Source organism: Halopseudomonas maritima, assembly GCF_021545785.1.
Lineage (GTDB): Bacteria > Pseudomonadota > Gammaproteobacteria > Pseudomonadales > Pseudomonadaceae > Halopseudomonas > Halopseudomonas maritima.
In genome coordinates this window covers 2,362,856-2,384,622 of the sequence record NZ_CP079801.1, presented here as the reverse complement: position 1 = coordinate 2,384,622, position 21,767 = coordinate 2,362,856, and the positions used below count along the sequence as shown (strand labels likewise).

Here is a 21,767-nt window from a genome sequence, read left to right as displayed (position 1 = left end):
AAACCTCTTGTCAGGTGCTCAGGGCGCCAGTGTGCTAGCTCAAAGGGCGCAGATGGCGATGCCGGCCGCTATGGTCATGTCCGGCGTGCTGATGTTCGTGCTCGTCTTCGGTCAGCGATACCTGGTTTAACTGACCATGCCGCACGCCACTTTCAGCCATGATGCGCTCGGCCAACTGACGTACCTGCACTGTCGGCCCGCGCAGGATCGAACTGGCAAGGCAGTGGTCATGGTCAATATAGGACAGCAGCGTGGACACGCTCAGGTCATGGTGTTCGTGGTGGTGGCGCGCCAGTCGCTCGGCCAGTTCACGCTGGTGATGATGGTAGACATAGCTGAGGGCTGCCACACAATATTCGCTCGGCTGCTCCGTCTGGCGGGCAGTCTCCAGCTCAGCGCGCAGCAGGTCACGCATAGCCTCGGAGCGACTGCGGTAGCCGCGCTCAGCGATCAGCGCGTCAAAGGCTTCGGCCAGATCACTCTCCAGGGAAATGGTGATGCGCTCCATCAGGTCCTCATGCGGGCAGCGTCAAAATCCGGGTTCCCAGACGTTGTACCAGTGTCTGATCGTGGCTGGCAATCAGCATCGGCAAGCCGGTGTCCAGCAGACAGGCAAACAGACGCTCGCAGCTGGCCTCGTCCAGACCGTTGCTCGGCTCATCCAGCAACAACACCCGCGGACTCATCGCCAGCACCCCGGCCAGCGCCACCAGCCGCTGCTCCCCCCCTGAGAGCTGCTGCACCGGCCGCTCGGCCAAGTGCTCCAATTGCAGGGACGCAAGGGTACGCAGCGCCAGCTGGCCAGCCTGATCGCGGCCATGCCCCTGGTTGCGCGGTCCAAAGGCCACGTCATCAAACACGGTGGGGCCAAACAGCTGATCGACCGGGTCCTGAAACAACAGCCCCAATGGCCCGCGCAGCGGCACAAAGTCCGCCTCGCGGCTGCGCTCTCGGCCAAACACCCGCAGACTACCGGCTTGCAGCGGTACAAACCCCAGCAGCGCGTGCAACAAGCTGGTCTTACCACGCCCGCTTGGCCCAACCAGACATAGCCGCTCGCCTTCATGCAGCGCAAAGTCAGGCAGCGCGAGCTGCCGTTGCGGGCCGCGGACCAACTGCACTGCGCTGGCCTGAATGAGTGCACTCATGACGGCTCTTGCCCCGCCGCCAGCCCCGGTGCCGACGCCACCCTGGCGGGCAGGTCCAACCGCTGCGCCAGTCCGCGCGCCTGCATCGCCTGCGCCACCCGCTCGGCCCGCAGCAAGGCATGCACCAGGATCAGCGCCACCTGCAGCGCCAGCACTTCTGCCGTGCGCCAGTTGCAGCGTGGCCGGAACCCCCGCGCCTGCATCGCTCGCTGCACCTGCTGCCGCGTCTGTTGCATCACACTGAGATAACGCACCGTCAGCAACAGCAGCTGCGCCAGCCGTGGCGGCATACCCAGGCGTGCAGCCGCCGCCGCGACATCAAAGGCGTTCATGCCAGCCAGCAAGGCGATACAGAACAGGCCAGCGATATTGCTGCGCAAACTGATGTGCAGCGCCGCCTGCACGCCCGCCTCGCTCCAGCTGAGCGCGCCTGAAGACCACTGCCAGGGCAGCGTCAGCCAGACCAGCGCCACAAAGATATTCAGCAGCGCCACCCGGCGCAGCAGCCAGCCCGGCGAGGCCAACCGCAACGCCGCCGCACAAAACAGCGCGGCGACAGCTAACAGCAGCAACGCAAGCAATTGCCAAGTCTGCTGCAGCATCGCCGCAGCCAGCGCCCCGCCCATGGCCAACAGCAACCGCTGCGGCGCGCTCACGGGCACAGCTCCCGCGTCATGTCCGGCAGCATGCGCCATAACAGGTTCAGCGCCAGCGCGCTGATCAGGGCATCGACCACAAACACGGGTGCGTGGGACAGCACCAGCATGCCAACCAGATGATCAAACAGCCGGCCACCACTCAGGTTCAGCAGCAGGGCCGCCAGCACAGTGGCGCCGCCCACGCCGAGCACGCCGCAGCCGGCACCCACCAGCAGCAGCCGACGTCGGCTAGGCTCCCCCCGCAGCGCCGGCGCCAGCAGCAGATGACAGAGCAGCGCAGGCATGGCCATGATCAACAGATTGGCGCCCAGCACGGTAAAGCCGCCAAAGGAGAACAACGCCGCCTGTAGCAGCAAAGCGACAAAGAACAGCGGAAACACCGCCCAGCCAAGCAGCAGGCCGGCCAGGCCATTGAGAATCAAATGCACACTGCCTACGCCAACCGGCATGTGCAGCGTACTGGCAACCATAAAGGCGGCTCCCAGCAGCGCCGCCAGCGGCATGCGCGTCTCGTCCAAACGGCGCACACCCATGGCGACACAGCCCGCCGACAAGGCCGCGCAACCGGCCAGCACCGGCAGACTGAGGACGCCCTCGGCAATATGCATCAGCGCACCTGCCCGCTCTGACGGCGGCGCCACAGCGCCCACAAGCCAACAATGCCGACCAGGTAGCCGATGGCGCCAATCAGGTCACGCCACCACATATGCTGCTGCAGGCGGGCGATATCCTCGCGCAGCAGCAACAGCGTCGCATTGCTGCCGCTGCTGGCCGGCAAGTCACTGACCAGCGCCTGGGCGCGATGTCCCTCCTCGCCTTCCACAATGACCCGCGTGCCGCCATCGGCACGCGCCGCAAACACAAAGCGGCCCTGTGCATCGGTCTGGCTTTCCGCCAGTATCTGGGTGGCATCTTCGGCCGCGACCAGCGCAACGTAAATCGCCTGCGCCGGCGTGCCGTCGGTGTACAGCGCCAGGCCCGACACCTGGCTATCACTGCGCTGCGCGATCACATCCAGGCCGTGGGCCTGCACGGCAAAAGCGGCCAGCCAAAGCGCCAGCACAGCAGCCAGCTGCAGCTCAATCCTGCGCATGGAACACCAGACTGTATTCGGTGCTCAGCTGGGTGTAAGCGGGGTTGTCCGCCACCTCCAGCCGCTGGCCGGACCAGATGCGATTGACGCCCCTGCGGGCAGTCAGCACCGCCACACCCGCAGCGTCACTGACAGCATCGTCACCTTCCTCGCCAAAGGCCAGGGCAATGCCCTGCGTCGGCTGGCCGTTGATCAGTATCTTGAGGCGCAGCGGCTGACCGGCGGCAGGCGCCTCTACATCCAGCGGCACCAACTCGAAAGCCTGCCCCTGCGGCTGCGTTGCCTGTGCGTCCCAGCGCGCAATGTACTTGTGGTACTTGATCGCGTTGACCGCCGATTCAGCGCCCTCCACCTGATCCATCGGCAGGTTCTCGCTGCGGCCATTGGGCAGACGGCTCCAGATGCCGTTGTCGAAGGTCAGGGTCAACAGGGAGGCCGGCTCAGCGCTTTGCAACTGGACGCCGACGGCCAGATCCTGACGAGCAACATCGATCGGCTCTCCTGCGCCGCCGACGGCCCGAACCTCGGTCAGCTTGGCTGGCGGATACTCCTCCAGCACGCCGGCATGCCCGCCAAAGCGCACCGCATAGTCGGTCGCGCTGTCAGTCGCTTCCAGCCAGACGGTATGGGCACTGACCACGGGGCTGAGCAGGGCCAGACTGGTTGCCGCGAGCAGGCGGCGCAGGGGGTAAAACATGTTCAAACTCCTTATGCGCTGAGGTCAGAAACGGGCCTGGATACCCAGGCTGACACGACGGGGCGCGCCGGAAGCATACCCAACGGTGGAGACCGTGGAGGCATAGACCTTGTCGGTCAGGTTCTCCACCGCCAGGTAGGCGCGATAGTCCGGGGTGCCCGGAAACTGGTAGGCCAATGTCAGGTCGGTCACGCGGTAGCCGCCATCGACCAGCTGATTGCTGGCATTGACCGCGTAATCACCGATATCACGCAGCGTCAGGCTGCTTTCCCAGTGCGTCAGCGGGCGCCAGTTAAGCTGCGCGGTGGTGGTGTGACTGGGCACCCCGGTCACCCGGTTGCCCTCCAGACTGGCGTCGCGGTGCTTGCGAATCTCCGACTGAGCGGTGGCCCAGGCCAGCGACACATCCAGGCTGTCGGTCAGATACCAGTAGCCGGCCACTTCCACGCCCTGGCGGCGGGTCTCGCCAAAGTTCTCGTAATCGCCGGCCGGGTTGCGGCCAATTTCATCACTGGAGTCGATGCGGTAAGCCGCCACATCAAGGCCCAGGTCACGCCATGTCAGCGTCATACCCAGCTCAATCTGCCGGAACACGTTGGGCGACACACTGCCCGCGCCCAGCTCGTACTTGGCGGTATCCGGCGCGATGGCAAAGCCTTCGGCCCAGCTGCCACGCAGCTCCAGCCAATCCAGCGGCTGCGAGCGAATGCCCAGTTTGGGGCTGGTGTGACTGACCGACGACATGCGCTGGCAGTCCGCCGTACTGGTTTGCGCACCTTGCAGGTCGCAGTCGCCGGTAAACCGATCCCAGCGCAGGCCCAGGCTGGGCATGAACAACGGGTGCAGTTGCCACTGCATCTCGCCGAAGGCCGCCAGGTTATTCAGGCTGAAACGACGATCCAGCTCCGGCAACCCGACCCGCTGGCGGTATTGGGTGTCTTCGTACTTCAGGTAGTCGGTGCGTTCACGATAGGTCTCGATGCCGGTGACCCAGGTCAGTGTCTTGCCGGCCAGCTGGCTATCACCATTGAGGTTGAAGCCGCCGCCAAGCACATCGCGATCATAGGTTTCCTCGCGCTGGGTCCAGACACCGCTGAGCGGGCGGGTAAACCAGCGGCTGAAGTCCTGGTTGGTGTGGTAGACAAAACTCAACAGGCGCAGCTCATCGCTCAGCTGGTAGTTGGCATCCAGACGCAGGGTTCTGAAGTCCTTCTCGCTACCGTCGTTCTGCACCTCGCTGTAGACGCCATAGGGGTCGCGGCGATACTCGGCATAAGGCAAATAGGACGGGTTGTCTGCCTCGGCATGATGCAGGCGGGTGGACAAGGCGACTTCCAGATCAGGGCTCACATCCAGCGCCCAGCGCCCAGCCAGGGTTTGCCTGTCAGCCTGCGACTGATTGCGAAAACCATCATCATGGACTGCCTGCACTGCGAGGTTAAAACGCTGACGCTCGGCCTCAAAGCCGCCGGCGGCCTGCAGGTCCAGCTTGCCGAACTCCGCCGCGCTGATGTCCAGATCGCGGTAGTCACCGCCCCGGCGGCTCTGCAGCGTGACCGTGCCGGCCCGGTTGTAGTTGCCATACAGCGCCGAGACCGGGCCGCGCAGCACGTCGATGCGCTCCAGCTCCAACGGAATGATGACGTTCAGGTCGCCATAACCATCGGCGTGCGACATGGCTTCGTTGAGCGGAATGCCATCGACCACGAAGCCGATGTCTCCACCGTGCCCGCCAGCGCCAAAACCACGCAGCGAGATATTGTCTGCCACCCCCGGCAGCCCCAGCGTGCTGACATTCATGCCCGGCACCTTGCGCAGCAAGCTCTGCACCTGATCGACATGCTCGTTACGAATTTCATCAGCGTGCAAATGGGTGACCGAATAGGCCTGGTCAGCCGTGTCGGCCATGGCCTGACCCTTGACGGTAATACTGGCCAGCGACACGGCTTCAGAAGTGGCCAGCACCGGCAGCGGCATCAGCAGGACAACGGCTAACGACGTGAGACGGGGGAACAGCATGAGACATCCTTATACGGGCGATCGCGGCACCTCTCAGCCACATGTACAAGGACAGGCGGGGCACCAGTATGAACAAATTAGCAAAGTTCACACCAAGTACCTCAGTGACTGTTTCAGGGGCCTGCAGCCGCACAAAGCACCCGCTGGCAGCGTCGGCACGCACCAAAAACAAACAGAAGGATATCTTTTGCACCAATAAAGGGCAGGAAGATCAAAGAAAGCGCCTGACCTGCTGTGGCGTGCTGCCAAACGCGCGCCGAAACGCCGTCGCAAAGTTGGCCGCGCTGCCGTATCCCGCCAGGACGGCAGCCTCTTCGATAGACAAGGTGCCCGCTGCCAGCGCATCAAACGCCTGCTGCAACTTGCGCTGGCGCTGCCAGGCAAACAGCGACATACCCTGAGCAGCCTTGAACTGCCGCTGCAGGGTGCTGGCGCTGGTGCCAACCTCTTGGGCGATCTGCCCCAGCGACCAACCGTCCGCGGTGTCGCTGATCAGCAGGTCCTGCACCCGGGCAATCAGACGCTGCTCGTGCGGGCGCAGACTATCCGGCACGGCAACACCTTCGCCGGTCAGCCCGGCAATCACTTCGTGTGCCAGCTCCAGCGCGCGGCTCTCCTGCTGCAGGTGCGCCAACAGCGGACTATCCGTCTGCTGATGCATGGCCGCCTCGGCCAACGCCAATGCCCGCGGCGACGGCTGCCAGCGCTGCACCCGCAGATGACTGTTGGCACCGCCCACCAGTCCCTGCAGGCTGCGCTGGGCATCAAACCCGCCGCCCTCAAACCAGTCAGGGGTCATGCTGATTGCCAACTTGCGGATATGCTGACCACGGCGCGCACGGCGACTGAAGGTGGCCGGCTCGGTCAGGGTGACCGCCATGCCCTCCGGGCGGCGAGCGTGGTGGTCAAAGCGCGGCGCGCGGTCGTCATAACTGACATCGCTGCGACCCTGCAGGAACAGCACCAGAATGAGCTTGGGATCCACCTCGACGCTGGTTGAAAAGTCCTCCAGCTCGACACAATCGGAACAATGCAGTGACAATCCCGAGCGCAGACGCTGCCAGCTCAGGCGCCCGCGAAACAGCTGGTTGCCTGACTGTGGCGCAGACAACTGCACCTGCGCGCCAATACGCCGTACCAGATCACTGGCACCGACCATATCCTGACCATGACTCACCTGCTACCCCCTGGCGTCGCGCCAAAGATGACTGCCGGACAAAGAAAGCTGACGCCAACGCAAAACACCCCTGCATGGCGCTGTGGCAGACTACTCGCCGTGCACAGCAAACGCAAATAGTTCGCATTAATAATGCGCATTCGACGCCATTCACGCCCAGCACAGTCCAGACCCTGTCTTTCCCTACGCTCGCTCAGAGGAATCTGCCGATGACCCAGGTACGCCACCTTTCCAGCTTTCGTCACAGCCAACTCGCCGCCGCCGTGGTACTGGCGCTAGGACTGCCCGTCGCGCATGCACAGACTGACGACGCCCTTGAACTGGACACCCTGGACGTGATTGCCACCGCCCAGGAAGAACTGAAGCAGGCGCCGGGCGTCTCGATCATCGACGCAGAGGACATTGCCCGCCAACCGCCCGCCAATGACATTGCCGAGCTGTTGCGCAAACAACCCGGCGTCAACCTGACCGGCAACAGCGGCTCCGGTGCTCGCGGCAACAATCGGCAGATCGACATCCGCGGCATGGGCCCGGAAAACACCCTGATTCTGGTCGACGGCAAGCCCGTCACCTCGCGCAACTCAGTGCGCTACGGCTGGCGCGGTGACCGCGACACCCGTGGGGACAGCAACTGGGTGCCCGCCGAGCAGATCGAACGTATCGAAGTACTGCGCGGCCCGGCCGCCGCGCGCTACGGCAACGGCGCCGCCGGCGGTGTGGTCAACATCATCACCAAGGGCCCGCAGGCCGAGCACCACGGCAACCTGACGCTGTACAAAAGCTTCGCTCAGGATGACCAAGAAGGCGGTAGCGAACGCGCCAACTTTGGCTTGAGCGGCCCGCTGACAGACAACCTGTCCTACCGCGTGTACGGTAACGTCGCCAAATCGGAGATGGATGATCCAGACATCAACGACGGGCACACCGTGCCCAATCAGGCCACCGCGGGACGCGAGGGCGTGCGTAACAAGGACATCAACGGCCTGCTCAGCTGGGCGCTGACCGACCGCCAAACGCTGGATCTGGAAGCCGGCTACAGCCGCCAGGGCAACATTTACGCTGGCGACAGCATGAACAACGTCGACTCAGCCGCACTGGAAGCTCGGCGCTCCCCCTGGCTTGGCCGCGAAACCAACATCATCTATCGCCAGACCTACGCCGTGACCCACCACGGCGACTGGGACTTTGGCAGCACGCTGAACTATCTGCAGTACGAAAACACCCGCAACCGTCGTCTGCAAGAAGGCCTGGCCGGCGGACCGGAAGGCAGCATCATCAGCACCGATTTTGGCACCATCGAGCTGGACACCCTGACCGCCCACAGCGAAGTCAACCTGCCGCTCAACGGTTGGCTCGACCAGATGCTGACGCTGGGTGCCGAATGGGTTGACCAGCGCATGGACGACCCCTTCTCCAACACCCAAACCACCACCGAAGGTGGCGAGGTGCCCGGCCTCTCCGGCACCGACCGCGACACCAAGACCGACGCCCAGATTGCCTCGCTGTTTGTCGAAAGCAACATCGAGCTGCGGCCCGGCACCACCCTTACACCGGGCCTGCGCTTTGATCATCACAGCCTGACCGGCAGCAACTGGAGCCCCTCGCTCAACCTGTCCCAGGCGCTCAACGACGAGTTCACCCTGAAGGCCGGCATTGCCCGCGCCTACAAAGCGCCAAACCTGTACCAGAGCAACCCCAACTACCTGCTCTACAGCCGCGGCAACGGCTGCTGGGGCGGCGGTGGCTCATGCTATCTGATGGGTAACGAGGACCTGGACGCCGAGACCAGCATCAACAAGGAAATCGGCATTGAATTCCGCCGCGGCGACTGGCTGGCCGGCGTGACCTGGTTCCGCAACGACTACAAGGACAAGATCGAATCCGGCCGTACAGTAATCGGCAACGCAACCGGCGGCAGCAACCCGAGCCACGCCGACGCGGATGTGTTCCAGTGGAGTAATGTGCCCGAGGCCATCGTCGAAGGTCTGGAAGGCACCCTGAACGTGCCGGTAAGCCAGCAGGTCAGCTGGAACACCAACTTCACCTGGATGCTGCGTTCGGAGAACCGCGAAACCGGCGAGCCGCTGTCGATCATCCCCGAGTACACCATCAACTCGACGCTGGACTGGCAGGTCAGCCAGCCGCTATCAACCCAGGCCACCGTCACCTGGTACGGCAAGCAGAGCCCAGGCAAGCTCGACTATCAGGGCAATGTGCTGACCGGCGATGCCCGCCGCGAGATCTCGCCCTATGCACTGGTGGGTGTCAGCGGACGCTACGCCTTCAGCGACAACCTGAGCGTCACCGCCGGCATCAGCAACCTGTTCGACAAGCGTCTGTACCGCGAGGGCAACAGCAACGTGGCCGGCGCCTACACCTATAACGAGCCGGGCAGAGCCTTCTACACCAGCCTCAGCACCTCGTTCTAGAGCGCACCGCTCCCTTCAGCGCGTTCGCGCAGAGGGGAGCGGTAGCCGGCTCAGGCGTCGGTCTTGTCCTTCACCTCGGTGCTGCTGCCATTCTTCTTCACCGACTCAATGCCCTTCTCGCAACTGGCTGCGGAAGCATACATCTGACTGCTGCCGATCACCTGATGGTTAGCAGCCTTGAGATTGAAATAGTGCCGCCCGTCCTTGGCTTCCTTGCGCTCATAGCGCCCATCCTCCGCGCAATTTTTCTGCACCGAGGCGATGCCGTTCTCGGCACTGGCTCGCGCCTTGTACAGTTCACTGGTCAAAATGGTTTCGGCGTTGCCCGCCTTCAGGACAAAGCGAAACTGCCCGTCCTTGCTATTGCTCAATTCAAACCAACCCGCCATAGAAACACTCCTTATCCAACGTCGGTGGACTACCTGAGACACCTGCATTGGTGCAGGCGACCAAATCAGTATAGACGCAGATAAACCACTGTCTCGACTGCGATCCAGCTAGCGGGTCAGAGACGGGCCGGCGGCCAGCGACAGCGCGTCCAGACTCGGCGCTGCCTCGCGCTGGGCCGCGCGCCAGCGCGACGGTGCCAGGCCCGTCCAGCGCTTGAAGGCGCGGGAGAAGCTGGCCGCTTCGCTGTAGCCCAATTGGGCGGCGATGGCGTCCAGCCCCAGATCGCTGTCGCCTAGCAGGCGCTCGGCCAGGCGCTCGCGCACCCGCTCGTCGAGCTGTCGAAAGGGTTGCCCTTCGGCGGCCAGACGTCGATGCAGGGAGCGTTCGGAGATGCCCAGGGAAGCTGCCACCTCCGCAGCCCGCAGCAACTCACCTGAGTGGCTGATCAGCACCTGCAGCACCTGGCGCGCCAACGGCGACACCACATCCTCCAGGCCATCGCACAGCTGCCGGCACAGCGCCGCACAGGCGTTTCGGGTAAGCGCATTGGCCAGAGGCAGCTCACTGATCAAGTCGGCGTCGGCAACCAGCACTGCGTTGCTGGGGGCCCCCATGACCACCGGACACTCGAAGTAAGCTTCGTAGTACTCGGCGGGCGCTGGCCGCGACAACGACAGCTCCACCCGCAGCGGTACAAACGGACGCTGCAACAGCTCCGCAAAAATCCGCTTCCAGACCGCCAGCCCACGTTCGGCCACCATATCCTGAGCATCCAGCGGCAGCACGCTGCGATCCAGGCTCATGCGTACACCACCGTCAAACGGCAACACCTGCACCGGGCAAATGGACAGCGTCAGCTCCCGAAACTGGGTGCTGACCAGCAACGCCTCATGCAGATTGCGACAGGCCAGCATGGTGTAGCCCAGCAGCCCCAAACTGGTCAGTTGGTAACGCCCACCAACCAGAATGCCCAACCCCGGCTGAGGGTGCAGCGCCACCAGGTTACGAATGACAACCAGCTCCTGCCAACGCTGTATCCGCACCCGCCCCCCAGCACCGAGCATCGCCTCATCCAGCCCACTGCCCTGCAGACAGGCTTCCACCGAGCACCCCAGGCTGCGGGCCGTGCTAAGCAGATAGCGCACATTGGTGGCATCGCGCACCTCACGCCAGTTCATGCAACCCCCGTGGCAGTTATTGTCATGTCATGGCAGAAACTATCATGGATAGCATCGCTGTGCAGAGGCAATCTTGCCTGGCAGAGCACAGATACCAACAACAAAACAGACGATCGCAGGTGATAGCCATGCCCGAGTTCTTCTACACCACAGCAAAGAACAACCAGCCTCGCGCCAGCGAGTATTTCCGCAGTGTGCCGGTGGCCGGCTCGCTCGGTGCCGATATCTATGGCATCGACCTCAACAACCTCAGTGACGCCGGCCAGGCGGCGCTGCGCCTGGCGCTGATGGATCACGGCGTGCTGTTCATCCGCGACCAGAACCTCAGCGTCGAGCAGTTGGAAGCCGTCACCCTGCGCTTTGGCGCATTCGGCAAGGAGCCCTATGTTCAGCCCATGGCCGATCACCCGCATGTAGTGCATGTGCTCAAGGAAGCAGGCGAAGGCAACCCGTTCGTGTTTGGTGGCGCTTGGCACAGCGACTGGTCCTTTCAGGAGCGCCCGCCCGCCTTTACCCTGCTGTACGGCCACGATGTGCCTGAAAGCGGCGGCGACACACTGTTCAACAACATGTATCTGGCCTGCGAGTGGCTGTCTCCGACCCTGCGGGCCCTACTGCAACAGCTCGACGGCATCCACAGCCCGGAGTTTGGCTACGGCCCCAACGCCCGTCACAACGACGGCATCGAGAATATGAACATCCACTACGGCAAGGCCGTCGATGAGGATGTGCGTACCCATCCGCTGATCACGCGCCACCCGGAAACCGGTCGTGAGGTACTGTTCGCCAACCCGGCCTACACCCTCGGCATCGCCGGTATGAAGCCGGAAGAGTCTCGCCCACTGCTCGACTACCTGTTCAGCGTAGCGGCTGCGCCAGCCTTTACTTGCCGCATGCGCTGGACGCCGGGCACACTGGCGATATGGGACAACCGCTGCGTCTGGCATCAACCCGTTTCCGACTACTTTGGCAAGCGCCGCGAGATGTTCCGTACCACTGTTGTCGGCGAACCGCCGAGTCGAGGAGAGACTGCATGAGCACTATCGAACAGGCCGCACAAGCGCTGCTGGATGCCCGGGCGAGCGGCACGCCACGCGGCCCGCTCGCCAGCGAGTACGCACTGACCGACCTGGCGTCCGCCTACGCCGTACAACACGCGCTGATCACACGCCAGCTTGGCGGCCAGCGCCCTGCGGGCTACAAGCTGGGCCTGACCGATGCCCGCGCCCGTCAAGCCCTCGGCGTCACGGAACCACTGCGCGGAGTGCTACTGGCAGCCAACGAATACCAGGCCGGCGCCACGCTGAAACACGCTGATTTCATCGCGCCGCGGCTGGAGATAGAAGTGGCGATGCGGCTGGCTCGAGACATCGAAGACCCTCTGGCCGATCGTGCTGAGCTGATCGCGGCGCTCGAAGGCGTGATGCCCGCGCTGGAGATCTGTGACTCCGCCTATGAAGGCTGGCCGAAGTCATTGGCTGACGCCGTCGCGGACAACCTGTCCTTCGGCGCCCACGTGCTGGGCGAGTGCGTAGCGGCAGACAGCGTGGCGCTGGATGATTTGCCGGTCGCCCTGATGATCGATGGTCAGCAGGTCGGCAACGGCAACACCGGCAGCAGCATGGGTAACCCGCTGGATGCGGCGCTTTGGCTGATCAATCAGATGGTCTCTGCCGGACAGACGCTACGTGCTGGTGATGTCATCATGACCGGGGCGCTGGCGGGCATGCAGCCAGTGACGGCGGGCGCAGTGGCTGAGGTGGAGATGGGCGCGCTCGGACGCCTGAGCTGCCGCTTCGACGCCTGAGCATATCAGCGAGACGGGCAAATCACGGGCAACAAAAAACCTCGCCGAAGCGAGGTTTTGCAGAAAAGGTCCTGATCATCCGTAATGCGGGTGCCTCCAAGGCACGGTCCCTTAACCCTGTTGTTCTGTCCGCTTCCTGCGTTGCTCCTAGCGAATTCAATACTACGCAGCAACGCAGGATGTGCCCATAAGTCATTGTCATCACAGCATGTAAGCATTTACTTACATGCTGACCGAGTGACATTGAGCGACACCCTGACCCTCCGCACACCCGGTGCAGCGGGTCAGTACTTTTGCGAATCAGAACTGCTCTGCATCCAGCAGGAACAGGGACTCACTACCCGCCTTGACCGACGCCGTCAGCGAGTGGATACGCGGCAGCAGACGCGCGAAGTAGAAACGCGCGGTACCCAGCTTGCTCACATAGAACTCGTCTTCCGCCTGCTTGGCCAGCGCCGTGCGCGCCATCAAAGCCCAGATGTAGGCGTAGGCGGTGTAGCCGAAGACCTGCAGGTACTCAACCGAAGCAGCGCCGATCTCATTCGGGTTGCTCTTGGCCTGCTCGATGACCCAGGCAGTTAGCTCGTCCAGGTTGTCGATGGCCGCTTCCAGCGGGCCGGTAAACTCGGCCAGAGACGCGTCGGCACTGGCGATGAAGGCTTTGACTTCGTCGCTGAAGTGCTTGTAGAACGCGCCACCACTACCCACGATCTTGCGGCCCATCAGGTCCAGCGACTGGATGCCGTTGGTGCCCTCGTAGATCTGGGTGATGCGGCAGTCACGGATCAGCTGCTCCTGGCCCCACTCACGGATAAAGCCGTGGCCACCGAAGATCTGCTGACCGTGAACGGTGGTTTCCAGACCCATGTCGGTCAGGAACGCCTTGGCAACCGGCGTCAGCAGCGCGACCAGTTCCTGCGCACGGCTGCGCACTTCCTTGTCTTCGCTGTACTTGGCGGTATCCAACTGCATGGCAACGTAGCTGGAAAATGCACGACCACCTTCGTTCAGCGCTTTCATGGTCAGCAGCATGCGACGCACATCGGGGTGCACGATGATCGGGTCAGCAGCCTTGTCTTTGTTGACCGGGCCAGTCGGTGCACGGCTCTGGATACGGTCACGGGCGTATTCAATGGCACTCTGGTAGGAGCGTTCGCCCAGCGACAGACCCTGGATACCCACGCCCAGACGCTCATAGTTCATCATGGTGAACATGGCGTTCAGACCCTTGTTCGGCTCGTCGACAATCCAGCCGGTCGCACCGTCGAAGTTCATGACACAGGTGGCAGACGCCTTGATGCCCATCTTGTGTTCGATAGAACCGCACGACAGGGCATTCTTCTCGCCCAGCGAACCGTCGTCACCGACCATCACCTTGGGCACCAGGAACAGGGAGATACCCTTGGGGCCAGCCGGCGCATCAGGCAGCTTGGCCAGCACCAGGTGGATAATGTTTTCGGTCAGGTCATGCTCACCGCCGGTGATGAAAATCTTGGTACCGGTAATCTTGTAGCTGCCATCAGCCTGCGGCTCGGCCTTGGTGCGGATAATGCCCAGGTCGGTACCGGCATGCGGCTCGGTCAGGCACATGGAGCCCGCCCAGGTACCGGCGTACATATTGGGCAGGTACTTTTCCTTCAGCTCTTCGCTGGCGTGGTTGAGGATCGACAGACACGCGCCAGACGTCAGCATCGGATACAGACCGAAGGACAGGTTGGCGGAGTTGACCATTTCTTCAACCTGCGCGCCGATAACCTTGGGCATACCCATGCCGCCAAAGGCCGGGTCGCCGCCCACACCCACCCAACCGCCTTCGGCGTAGGTGCGATAGGCTTCAGGGAAACCGGCAGGCGTTTTAACTGCACCGTTGTCCCAGGAACAGCCTTCTTCATCGCCGCTGCGATTCAGTGGCGCTACGACACCTCCGGTGACCTTGCCGGCTTCTTCCAGAATGGCCGCTGCGGTTTCTTCATCCACAACCTCAGCCAGACCGGGCAGTTGAGCCCAGAGCTTGGATACTTCGAAGACTTCGTTGAGCACAAAGCGCATATCGCGCAGGGGAGCGTTGTAGTCGGCCATAGTGATCTCCTCATTATTCGGTGAGCCGGTCTGAGCCGGCGCAGACGGAAGATTGTATATCGGAAACAAAAAAACCTATAGCGTCTCTTTATGACTTTTTATTATTGATTGGTCACCATTCGCAGCATTGCTTGCAATAGGGTCAGCTGAACGCTCTCGCCCTGCCAGCCAACTGCAGACAATAAAAAACCCCGGCAAGCCGTAATGCTGTTCACTTAAGCATTTGAGTCCATGGCGGGGTTTCTAGAAAATCCGATATCAGTCCTCTGGTATCGGATTTTTTTATGCCCATTCAGCAGCAATTGCTCGACCTCGGCGAGCTCTTCAACTTCTCTGACCTCAGCACCTTCACTCAGAACATCCCTGTTGAATGGGTTGCGAGCGCGCTCAATTTATCGGCGCAAGCCACCATCAGGCGTCGGCGCCTACCCAGTGACCAAGTACTTTGGCTGGTGCTGGGTATGGCCCTGTTTCGCGACGAGCCAGTGCATGAGGTTGCTAGGCGACTGAACATTTGCGCCCAAGGTTTGGCCTCTGATCAGTTGCTGGCTCGAAGCGGCGTAACTGAAGCACGTAAGCGCTTGGGGGCAGATCCGGTTGAGCACCTGTTCCGCCAGACCGCCAAGCAATGGGGATGCGAGCGATACGAAGGCGATGACTGGAAAGGGTTGCAGGTATTCGCGGTGGATGGCGCACTGCTGCGAACCCCCGACTCGCCCGAGTTGAGGGAGCACTTTGGCTCTGGCAACACAGGTACTGAACGCCAAACGCCTTTTCCGATGCTACGGCTCGTTGCCTTGATGAACGTACGCTCACACGTGATCCTGGATGCCCAACTCAGCCCGTATCGCGGCAGCGAAATGCGCTTGGCCGAGACCTTCCTGAGTCAGATTCCGGACAACTCAGTCACATTGTTCGATAAAGGCTTCTGGGGCGCTGATCTGCTGCTAAGCGTGGTGGATGGAGGCAACAATCGGCATTGGCTGACGCCAGCCCGCAAGAACGTCGTGATGGAGGAAGTCGAGCGTTATAGCGAATACGATCGCCGTGTTCGGATGAAAGTCTCACCTCAGGCCCGCAAGCGGAACCCTAGTCTACCTACGCATTGGGAGGTACGAGAGGTCAGCTATAAAAGCCATGGGAACATCAGGTCACTGCTCACCTCGTTGCCAGTCGAGGGCTACAGCGCAAAGGCCGTCGCTGAGCTGTACTTGGAGCGCTGGGAGATTGAACTCGGCTTTCGCGACATCAAAAGCTCGATGCAGCAGAACGCGGTAACACTGCGAAGCAAGAAGGTTGAGCTGGTTTACCAGGAGGTCTGGGGGCTGTTGCTGGCATACAACATCATTCGGCGAGAGGCTAGTCAAGCGGCTGTGGCCTTTGGTCGAGCACCCTCGGACATACGCTTCAAACCGGCCTGTCAGTACATCGCCGTCCAGCTCATCGTCATGGCTGCAGCGAATCCGGTATCGGCAACAGGTAGAAGGCTATCGGAGCTGCGCGGCGGGGTCGGAGGGTTATTTTTGGATCACCGCCCAAGGCCAGCAAGACCAAGGACGGTGAAGATTTCCAAAACCCGCTACCCGGTAAATCGCAAGGCTGCTCCGCTTAAGTGAACAGCATTACCGGCAAGCCGGGGTTTTCGTTCACATCAGCGGACTGATCAGAACTGCTCTACAGCGATATCCATCAGGCTGGACGCGCCGGCGGCCAACGCTTCGGCGTGGGCCTGGGCACGCGGCAGCAGACGCTGGTAGAAGAACGCCTGGGTCGCCAGCTTGCCTTTGTAGAAGTCAACCTCAGTGCTGCCCTCATCCAGCTTGGCCTGGGCAACCAGCGCCATCTTCAGCCACAGGTAGGCGTGAACGACGTAGCCAGAGAAGGCCAGATAGTCGACCGCAGCGGCGCCGACTTCTTCCGGATTCTGCATGGCTTTCATGCCAACAGACGTGGTCAGCTCGCCCCACTGGACGTTCAGCTGGGCCAGCTTCTTGGCGAAGTCACCAAACTTGGCATCGCCCTCAACCTCTTTGCACAGCAGATGAACCTGTTTGGTGAAGGACTTCAGCAGCTTGCCCTGGCTACCCAGCACCTTGCGGCCCAGCAGGTCGAGCGCCTGGATACCGTTGGTGCCTTCGTAGATCGGGGCGATACGGCAGTCGCGAACCTGCTGCTCCTGACCCCACTCACGGATGTAGCCGTGACCACCAAAAACCTGCTGACCCAGCAGGGTGGCTTCCAGGCCAGTGTCAGTCATGAAGGCCTTACAGATCGGCGTGAGGAAGGCCAGCTCCGCTTCAGCTTCGGCGCGAGCTTCTTCTTCAGCGGCGTAGTGCGCCTGATCCAGCAGCTTGGCAGTGTGGTATGCCAGCGCACGGTTGCCTTCGTTGAAGGCTTTCATGGTCAGCAGCATGCGACGCACGTCGGGGTGCACGATGATCGGGTCAGCCGCTTTCTCCGGCGCAGCCGGGCCTTTGAGCGAACGCATCTGCAGGCGATCTTTGGCGTAAGCCAGGGCGGTCTGGTAGGACGCTTCACCGTGACACAGACCCTGCATGCCGGTGCCCAGGCGTGCATGGTTCATCATGGTGAACATGCAGTTCAGACCCTTGTTGATATCGCCGATCAGGAAGCCGGTGGCATCGTCGAAGTTCATCACGCAGGTGGCAGACGCCTTGATACCCATCTTGTGCTCGAGGGAACCGCAGACCACACCGTTACGCTCGCCGACTTCACCATTGGCGTCCGGCAGGAACTTGGGCACGATGAACAGGGAAATCCCCTTGGTGCCCGCCGGCGCATCGGGCAGCTTGGCCAGCACCAGGTGGACGATGTTCTCAGCCATGTCGTGCTCACCGCACGAAATGAAGATCTTGGTGCCAGTCACCTTGTAGCTGCCGTCAGCCTGCGGCACGGCGCGGGTCTTGACCAGGCCCAGGTCGGTACCACAGTGCGGCTCGGTCAGACACATGGTGCCGGTCCAGGTGCCGGGGGTCAGCTTGCCCAGATACAGCTCTTGCTGCTCCGCAGTGCCGTGCGCACGAATTGCTGCGGCGCAACCGTGCGACAAACCCGGGTACATGCTGAACGACTGGTTGGCGGAAGACACCATTTCGCCAATGATCAGTGCCAGCGACGACGGCAGCCCCTGTCCGCCGTACTCGACCGGCGCAGCCATAGAGCCCCAGCCGTTTTCACAGTAGGCCTGATAGGCTTCCTTGAAGCCCTTCGGCGTGGTGACCACACCATCTTCGATGTGGCAGCCTTCTTCGTCACCAGTGCGGTTCAGCGGAGACAGAACCTGATTGGTGAACTTGGCGCCCTCTTCCAGGATGGCGCCGACCAGATCCGGGGTGGCATCTTCCAGACCGTAGGCAGCGTAGCTGCCGGTCATGTCCAGCAGCTCGTCCATGACGAAGCGCATATCGCGCAAGGGGGCGTTATATTCAGGCATGTTGACTCTCCAAAGGGCAGCCAGTCACTGCTGGCAGCATGGTTTCATACAGGTGTTTGAACACTAAGGAGCGGTGCCCCCGGGGTCAAGAAATTGGGCGATGCATTTGCCCCCCTGATACAGCGCTATAACGCAGCGCTGCCAGCCGCGCGGCCCTGCTGTAGCATGGTGAGCCAAACCCCAACAAGGAGCCAATCGTGCCCACCCTGGCCGACCTGCAGTTCGATAATCGCTTTGCCCGTTTGGGAGACGCTTTTTCCAGCCGCGTGCTACCCGAGCCGCTGAGCAATCCGCGCCTGGTGGTATGCAGCGAGGACGCGCTGGCCTTGCTGGATCTGGACAAGGAGCAAGCAGCCGACCCGCTGCTGGTAGAACTGTTTGCCGGTCACAAGGTCTGGAGCGAGGCCGAGCCGCGTGCAATGCTGTATTCAGGCCACCAGTTCGGTGCTTACAACCCCCAGCTGGGCGACGGTCGCGGCCTGCTGCTGGGCGAAGTGGTCAACCAGGCCGGCGAGCACTGGGACCTGCACCTCAAGGGCGCCGGCAGCACACCTTACTCGCGCATGGGCGATGGCCGCGCGGTGCTACGCTCGTCAATCCGCGAGTTTCTGGCCAGCGAAGCCCTGCATGCTCTGGGTATCCCGACCAGCCGCGCCCTGTGCGTGACGGTCGGCGACAACCCGGTGTACCGCGAGCGCGAAGAGCGCGCCGCCATGCTGCTGCGCCTGGCCCGCTCGCATATTCGCTTTGGTCACTTCGAGTACTTTTACTACACCCGCCAGCACGAGCACCTGCGCCAGTTGCTCGATTTCACCCTGGACACCTGCTACCCCGACTGCCGCGCAACCGAGCAGCCAGAGCGGGCCATGCTGGGCGCTGTATTGCGACGCACCGCCGAGATGGTCGCCCGCTGGCAGGCCTACGGCTTCTGCCACGGGGTCATGAACACCGACAACATGTCGATTCTGGGCATCACCTTCGACTTTGGCCCCTATGCCTTTCTCGATGCCTTCGACGCCCGGCACATCTGCAATCACTCCGACCACGAGGGTCGCTACGCCTTCCACCGCCAACCACTGATCGCACAGTGGAACCTGGCCTGCCTGGCACAAGCACTGACCCCCTTTGTCGCCGTGGACGACCTCAAGGCCGAGCTGGCGCATTTCATGCCGTTGTTCGAGCAGCACTACCTGGCGCTGATGCGCCAGCGCCTGGGCTGGACAGCCGCGCGGGAGGATGACGCCGAGCAGATCGACGCCCTGCTGCAACTGATGCAGGCCAGCGGCGCCGACTACCACCTGACCCTGCGCCAGCTGGCCGAAGAGCACCCGCTGGTACGTGACCAGTTCATTGATCGCGCCGCCTTCGATAACTGGCAACGTGAACATGCGCAACGCTGCGACGCCCCTCTGGCCAGCCGCCAGGCAGCCAACCCGCTGTATGTACTGCGCAATTACTTGGCACAAAACGCGATCGCCGCCGCCGAGCAGGAAGACTTCAGCGAGGTACGCCGACTGCACCAGATCCTGCGCCACCCCTTCAGCGCCCAGCCTGGCGCCGAGGCCTACGCAACGGCCCCGCCGGACTGGGGCCGGCACCTGGAAATCAGTTGCTCGTCCTGATCGCAGCTTATTCTTTTAGAGAATATAAAAATCAGTTTTTGTGCTTGGACAAATATAGCGCCGCCTCTTAATGTGACGCCCAGCATGGGTCCGGCAGCGGACCCGATACCTCACGAGAGAGTTCGGTTACCGATGAGCTGGGATTCACTGCCACTGATAGGTGTGGCGCTGCTGCTGTGTTGGGTGTTCTACGCGTTCGCGCGCGAGAAGTTCAGCCCTGATGTGGTCGTCGGCATTGCCGTTGCCGTGCTGCTGGTCAGCCAGCTACTGTCCCCGGCCGACGTCCTTGGCGTGCTGTCCAACAGTGCCCCCATCACCATCGCCTGCATGTTTATCCTGTCCGCGGCACTGGAACGTACCGGTTGCGTCGAAACCCTCGGCAACTGGCTGGCGCGCATGGGCGGTGGCAGCCAGTGGCGCACGCTGTTCAGTCTGATGATGACGGCCCTGCTGCTATCAACCTTCATCAACAACACACCGGTTGTCGCGATTCTCACCCCCGTGGCCATCGCCTTGGCAACCAGTGTGGGCAGCAAGCCCTCGAAGATGCTGATTCCGCTGTCCTACGCCACCATCTTCGGCGGCACCATGACCATGATCGGCACCTCCACCAACATCCTGGTCGACGGCGTTGCCCGGCAGATGGGGCTGGAGCCGTTCGGCATGTTCGACATCACCCTGCCAGGGATGATCATGGCCAGCATCGGCATGGCCTTTGTGCTGCTGATCGGCCATCGCCTGCTACCTGAGCGTGAAAGCCTGTCACGTCAGCTGCGCCCGGATCAGGCGCGCACCTTCATGACCGAGCTGCTGGTGCCGCACGACTCGCCGGTGATCAACCAGACCATCAGCCAAGCCAACCTGAACGGCAACAGCGGCATCCGCGTACTGAAGATCTTTCGCGGCGATGAGGAGCTGTCTACCCCGCTTAACGACACCCAGTTGCTGGCAGGCGACCGTCTGGTGCTGCACACCAGCATGCGTGATTTTGTCGAGCTGCGGCACAACGGCCTGCTGGCGATCAACCGCGCCGACAGCTTCGAGACCATCTCCACCCGCGATGTGATGCTGGCCGAGGCCATCGTGGGCCGCAACTCGCGCTACAGCCACCGCCCCATGCGCAACCTCAACCTGACTGCGCGCTACGGCATTCACGTGTTGGCAGTACACCGCCACAACGAGAACATCCAGGACAACCTGGATGACTTCGAACTGCAATTCGGTGACGTCATGCTGGTGGAAGGCACAGCGTCGCAGATCAAGAAATTTGCCGACAACGGCGAGTTGATCAGCCTGAACTCGGTACAAGAACGCGCCTACCGCCGCGACAAGGCACCAATTGCCATCGCCGCCGTGCTCGCCGTGATGGTGCTCGCCGCGTTCAAGGTAATGCCGATCGAAGGGCTGGCGATGATTGCCGCCGCACTGGTGGTGGCCACCGGCTGTCTGGACACCGAAGACGCCTACAAGGCCATCGACTGGCGTATTCTGACGCTGATCTTCGGCATGCTGGCAATCAGTATCGCCATGAACAAGGTCGGCCTGGTCGATACCGTGGTCAGCCATGTGATGACGCTGTCACCCCTGCTGGGGCCGCTGTTCATGCTGTCGTTTATCTACCTGCTTACCTCGGTGCTGACCGAGGTAGTCAGCAACAACGCCGTCGCCGTGCTGGTAACCCCCATAGCCATTGGGGTCGCGCAGCAGCTGGGCGCCGACCCGACGCCCTTTGTGGTGGCGGTGATGTTCGCAGCCAGCGCCAGCTTTGCCACACCCATCGGCTACCAGACCAACACCTTCGTTTACAGCGCCGGCGGCTACCGCTTCTCGGACTTTATGCGCATCGGCGTACCGCTGAACCTGATCATGTGGCTAGCCGCCTCACTGATCATCCCGCTGGTCTGGCCGCTGTTTCCCTGAAACGCGCGCTGGCGCGCGCGAGCTGCAAGCGTAGTCAGGATGAGATCGACGACAAGACCGTCAAGCGCGCCTGCCATAAGCTGTCCAAAAGAAAA

General features: G+C 62.2%; 18 protein-coding genes. 6 read left to right on the top strand and 12 right to left on the bottom strand.

Going from position 1 to position 21,767, the window contains the following annotated elements:
- Positions 1–34: 34 nt before the first annotated feature.
- The 8 genes from nikR to HV822_RS10915 form a co-directional block, all read right to left on the bottom strand.
- The gene (gene nikR / locus HV822_RS10950) at positions 35–508 is read right to left on the bottom strand and encodes a nickel-responsive transcriptional regulator NikR (protein WP_238870021.1); all 474 of its coding nucleotides are present in this window, start codon (positions 506–508) and stop codon (positions 35–37) included.
- Positions 509–515: 7 nt separating this feature from the next.
- Entirely contained in the window at positions 516–1,148 is a 633-nt protein-coding gene (locus HV822_RS10945) for an energy-coupling factor ABC transporter ATP-binding protein (protein WP_238870020.1), read from the bottom strand.
- Positions 1,145–1,804 (bottom strand): energy-coupling factor transporter transmembrane component T family protein, encoded by a 660-nt coding sequence (locus tag HV822_RS10940; RefSeq protein WP_238870019.1) that lies wholly within the window; start codon positions 1,802–1,804, stop codon positions 1,145–1,147. Before HV822_RS10940 ends, HV822_RS10945 begins: the two co-directional genes overlap by 4 nt.
- Complete coding sequence (gene cbiM, locus HV822_RS10935) at positions 1,801–2,415, bottom strand: cobalt transporter CbiM (RefSeq protein ID WP_238870018.1); 615 nt, start codon at positions 2,413–2,415, stop codon at positions 1,801–1,803. The genes HV822_RS10940 and cbiM overlap by 4 nt, the downstream gene beginning before the upstream one ends.
- Entirely contained in the window at positions 2,415–2,900 is a 486-nt protein-coding gene (locus HV822_RS10930) for a hypothetical protein (RefSeq protein ID WP_238870017.1), read from the bottom strand. The genes cbiM and HV822_RS10930 overlap by 1 nt, the downstream gene beginning before the upstream one ends.
- Positions 2,887–3,597, bottom strand: coding sequence for a DUF4198 domain-containing protein (locus tag HV822_RS10925; RefSeq protein WP_238870016.1), 711 nt, complete (start codon positions 3,595–3,597; stop codon positions 2,887–2,889). Before HV822_RS10925 ends, HV822_RS10930 begins: the two co-directional genes overlap by 14 nt.
- Before the next feature lie 24 nt (positions 3,598–3,621).
- Entirely contained in the window at positions 3,622–5,616 is a 1,995-nt protein-coding gene (locus HV822_RS10920) for a TonB-dependent receptor (protein WP_238870015.1), read from the bottom strand.
- Between the two features lie 211 nt (positions 5,617–5,827).
- Complete coding sequence (locus HV822_RS10915; RefSeq protein ID WP_238870014.1) at positions 5,828–6,793, bottom strand: helix-turn-helix transcriptional regulator; 966 nt, start codon at positions 6,791–6,793, stop codon at positions 5,828–5,830.
- A gap of 209 nt (positions 6,794–7,002) precedes the next feature.
- On the opposite strand from HV822_RS10915, the gene HV822_RS10910 reads away from it, so the two are divergent.
- Complete coding sequence (locus HV822_RS10910) at positions 7,003–9,222, top strand: TonB-dependent siderophore receptor (RefSeq protein ID WP_238870013.1); 2,220 nt, start codon at positions 7,003–7,005, stop codon at positions 9,220–9,222.
- 50 nt (positions 9,223–9,272) lie between these two features.
- Here HV822_RS10910 and HV822_RS10905 read toward each other — a convergent pair whose 3' ends face one another.
- Positions 9,273–9,611, bottom strand: coding sequence for a YegP family protein (locus HV822_RS10905; RefSeq protein ID WP_238870012.1), 339 nt, complete (start codon positions 9,609–9,611; stop codon positions 9,273–9,275).
- 108 nt (positions 9,612–9,719) lie between these two features.
- A complete protein-coding gene (locus HV822_RS10900; protein ID WP_238870011.1) occupies positions 9,720–10,790 on the bottom strand; it encodes an AraC family transcriptional regulator in 1,071 nt (356 codons plus the stop codon).
- A 128-nt stretch (positions 10,791–10,918) separates the two neighbouring features.
- Here HV822_RS10900 and HV822_RS10895 point away from each other — a divergent pair, with 128 nt between their 5' ends.
- Both HV822_RS10895 and HV822_RS10890 read left to right on the top strand, forming a co-directional pair.
- Positions 10,919–11,827 carry a TauD/TfdA dioxygenase family protein gene (locus HV822_RS10895; protein ID WP_238870010.1) on the top strand — a complete coding sequence of 303 codons (909 nt, stop codon included), beginning with the start codon at positions 10,919–10,921 and terminating at the stop codon, positions 11,825–11,827.
- A complete protein-coding gene (locus tag HV822_RS10890) occupies positions 11,824–12,597 on the top strand; it encodes a 2-keto-4-pentenoate hydratase (RefSeq protein ID WP_238870009.1) in 774 nt (257 codons plus the stop codon). Before HV822_RS10895 ends, HV822_RS10890 begins: the two co-directional genes overlap by 4 nt.
- 300 nt (positions 12,598–12,897) lie before the next feature.
- Here HV822_RS10890 and HV822_RS10885 read toward each other — a convergent pair whose 3' ends face one another.
- On the bottom strand, positions 12,898–14,676 hold the full coding sequence (locus HV822_RS10885; protein WP_238870008.1) for an acyl-CoA dehydrogenase C-terminal domain-containing protein: 1,779 nt from the start codon (positions 14,674–14,676) through the stop codon (positions 12,898–12,900).
- A 284-nt stretch (positions 14,677–14,960) separates the two neighbouring features.
- On the opposite strand from HV822_RS10885, the gene HV822_RS10880 reads away from it, so the two are divergent.
- Positions 14,961–16,292 (top strand): IS4 family transposase, encoded by a 1,332-nt coding sequence (locus tag HV822_RS10880; RefSeq protein ID WP_396264818.1) that lies wholly within the window; start codon positions 14,961–14,963, stop codon positions 16,290–16,292.
- Positions 16,293–16,339: 47 nt separating this feature from the next.
- Here HV822_RS10880 and HV822_RS10875 read toward each other — a convergent pair whose 3' ends face one another.
- Positions 16,340–18,130 (bottom strand): acyl-CoA dehydrogenase C-terminal domain-containing protein, encoded by a 1,791-nt coding sequence (locus HV822_RS10875; protein ID WP_238870007.1) that lies wholly within the window; start codon positions 18,128–18,130, stop codon positions 16,340–16,342.
- A 197-nt stretch (positions 18,131–18,327) separates the two neighbouring features.
- Between HV822_RS10875 and selO the strand changes: the two genes are divergently transcribed.
- Both selO and HV822_RS10865 read left to right on the top strand, forming a co-directional pair.
- Positions 18,328–19,752 (top strand): protein adenylyltransferase SelO, encoded by a 1,425-nt coding sequence (selO, locus tag HV822_RS10870; RefSeq protein WP_238870006.1) that lies wholly within the window; start codon positions 18,328–18,330, stop codon positions 19,750–19,752.
- Between the two features lie 132 nt (positions 19,753–19,884).
- Positions 19,885–21,672 (top strand): SLC13 family permease, encoded by a 1,788-nt coding sequence (locus HV822_RS10865; RefSeq protein WP_238870005.1) that lies wholly within the window; start codon positions 19,885–19,887, stop codon positions 21,670–21,672.
- The last annotated feature ends 95 nt before the right edge of the window (positions 21,673–21,767 follow it).